The 2,708-nt window shown below is 42.2% G+C and carries 1 protein-coding gene; it reads right to left on the bottom strand.

Features of this window, described 5'->3' with window-relative positions; genetic code table 11:
* Positions 1-2,465 (bottom strand): serine/threonine-protein kinase PknK (locus QUA74_RS25790; protein ID WP_333334731.1); only part of this gene is annotated, 2,465 nt, incomplete at its 3' end.
* Between the last annotated feature and the right edge of the window lie 243 nt (positions 2,466-2,708).

Here is a 2,708-nt window from a genome sequence, read left to right as displayed (position 1 = left end):
TCATCAAAAGTTGATAAAGCTTCGTCCCAGCTAGCATTCAAATATTCTATTTCACCTTTTTCAAGGTGATATGAAAATGTCAGGTGATAGTCTTCTTCCCAGCTATTAGGGGGTAAAAATTTCATCCCGTCCGTTATATATACTAATGCGGGTTGATAGGCTGAAGAGAATTTAGCTTTTCTTCCAGCGATTAGATTCAATCTAGCTAATTGTTCTTTTTCCGCTTTATCAGCGAGCAATGACTGTCCTTTATTCAGGTGATTGACTACATCAAAAATTCGTTCTTCTAACTCATGTTTTTCAAAATTCTTCAACAGAATGCGACCAATTTTTAAGTGGATTTCTTGTTTATCTTTTTCGTCAATCAGCGAGTAAGCTGCTTGCTGTACCCGGTCATGCAGGAATTTATAATCTTGAATTAACAGTTCTTCATCCAACTCGGATGTGGGCAAGATTAACCCGGACTGAACTGCTGCTGTTAGGTCTTTATAAACTTCCGATGTAGATCTTTCACTGATGATAGAAAGGGTGCTTAAGTCGAAATCAGCACCTACACAAGCTGCTAAGCGTAAAACTTGCTGTGTAACTGGAGGCAGTTTCTTCACCTTACCAATCATCAACTCCACCACATTGTCAGTAATGCCCTTAGCTTCAATGTTTGAAATATCCCACTGCCAGCCGTGACGTTCAAAATCAAAAGTTATCAGGTTTTCGGTATGTAGGGTTTTGAGAAACTCATAGACAAAGAAAGGATTGCCTCCAGTTTTATGCACTACCAACTCGGCCAAGGGTTTTACTGAAGAGGCATCACTGTGCAAAGTATCGGCAATTAACTGGCAAATATGCTTGCTATCTAAGGGAGCTAAGGTAATAAAGTTGATAGTTGCCCCAACATTCCGTAGCCCATCAAGAGTCATCATCAACGGATGATTGGGGTTGACTTCATTATCTCGATACGCCCCAATCAGAAACAGGTATTGCGTATCCGCATCCGTCATCATCAGTTGGATTAAATTGAGCGTTGCCGAGTCTGCCCACTGCAAATCGTCTAGAAAGATAACTAAAGGATGCTCTTTTGCACAAAAGGCCCGAATGAAGTTTTGGAAAACTAGATTAAAGCGATTGTTGGACTCGGCGGGGCTTAATTCTGGGACGGGTGATTGCTTGCCTATAATCAGTTCCACTTCCGGAATCACTTCAATAATCACTTGTCCATTGGAACCAAAAGCAGCAAGGAGTTTTTCTCGCCAAAGGTTTAGTTGTGCTTCGCTTTCGGTTAACAGTTGGCGCATCAATCCCTGAAAGGCACTGACAAAAGCTGAGTAGGGAATATTGCGCTGAAACTGGTCAAATTTTCCGGAGATGAAATAGCCGCGTTTTTGAGTGATGGGTTTATGAACTTCTGCCACCAATACTGATTTACCGATGCCGGAATAACCTGCCACTAGCATCATTTCAGTTGTGCCTTGACTCACTCGGTCAAACGCTGTTAGTAAGGTTTTAACTTCTGACTCTCGTCCGTAAAGCTTTTGGGGAATTTGAAACTTGTCGGAAATATCCTTAGAACCGAGAGGGAAATCTGCTATAGTCCCATTAGCTTGTAACTGAAAGAGACATTCTTCTAAATCCGCTTTGAGTCCCCAGACACTTTGATATCGTTCCTCTGCCATTTTCGCCATCAGCTTCATAACAATATCCGAAACGGCTTTAGGACAAGGTTCTCCCCCTCTCCCTCTCTCCTCCTCTCCTCCTCCTAAAAGATGAGGGGGTATTGGCTCTTTGGCGATATGACAATGCACCAGTTCCAACGCATCGGTACTTTCAAAAGGTAACTGTCCCGTAAGTAGTTCGTAGAAGGTAACGCCGAGAGAGTAAAAGTCAGTGCGGTAATCTAAAGAACGATTCATTCGTCCCGTTTGCTCCGGTGATATATAGGCTAAAGTGCCTTCTAAAACATTGGGATTTTTCAGCGTAGGATTTTCGCGGGTTAATTGAGTGGAGATACCAAAGTCAATGATTTTGATAATTCCTGTTTCTGGGTTAAAGACGATGTTGGCAGGATTAATATCTTTGTGGATGACATTCGCAGCGTGAATAGTACCTAAAATCTCAGCCGTTCTGATAGCGATGTTGAGAAATTCTGGTAGGGGTGCAATGCCATGCGTCTCTACACGGTCATTCATCAATTGTTTTAAGGATGATGCGCCAAAATCCTCTAAGATAATAACCAAAGTTCTTTGATACGGTTCTAAGGCATAAGCTTTAACCACACCATCTATGTCCAGATTGCGGGTGATTTCATATTCCTGCTTATATCGGGTTAGCTCAAAGGGCGTGGGATAGTCTTGTTTCAGAACTTTGAGAATTACTGTTTTGCGATCTTGTTTTCTAATTCCCCGATAGACCAGGGAATTGGCACTTTCGTAAATTTGGGCTAAAACTTTAATTCCAGGAAGTTTAATCATGTTTGGCTCTCCATCTTTGGCAGTTATGAACTTTAGAGGCGATGGTCAACGACTGCGGATGGTACTCAATCGCCTTGGCATAGTAGTTGCCCCGGGAAGCGTAAACATTTCGCAGATTACCCAATGCTGACCCCTCACTTTAGCGGTCTTTAATCTCTCGATAGATAATCTATGTCTGTTGACATAGACTCAATGCTTCTTGAAATTGACTTGTCTCACCCTACTGAATTTCTCGCTCCAACA

This window comes from Microcoleus sp. LAD1_D3 (assembly GCF_036702135.1).
Classification (GTDB): Bacteria; Cyanobacteriota; Cyanobacteriia; order Cyanobacteriales; family Microcoleaceae; genus Microcoleus.
This window is presented reverse-complemented; position numbering and strand designations above follow the sequence as displayed.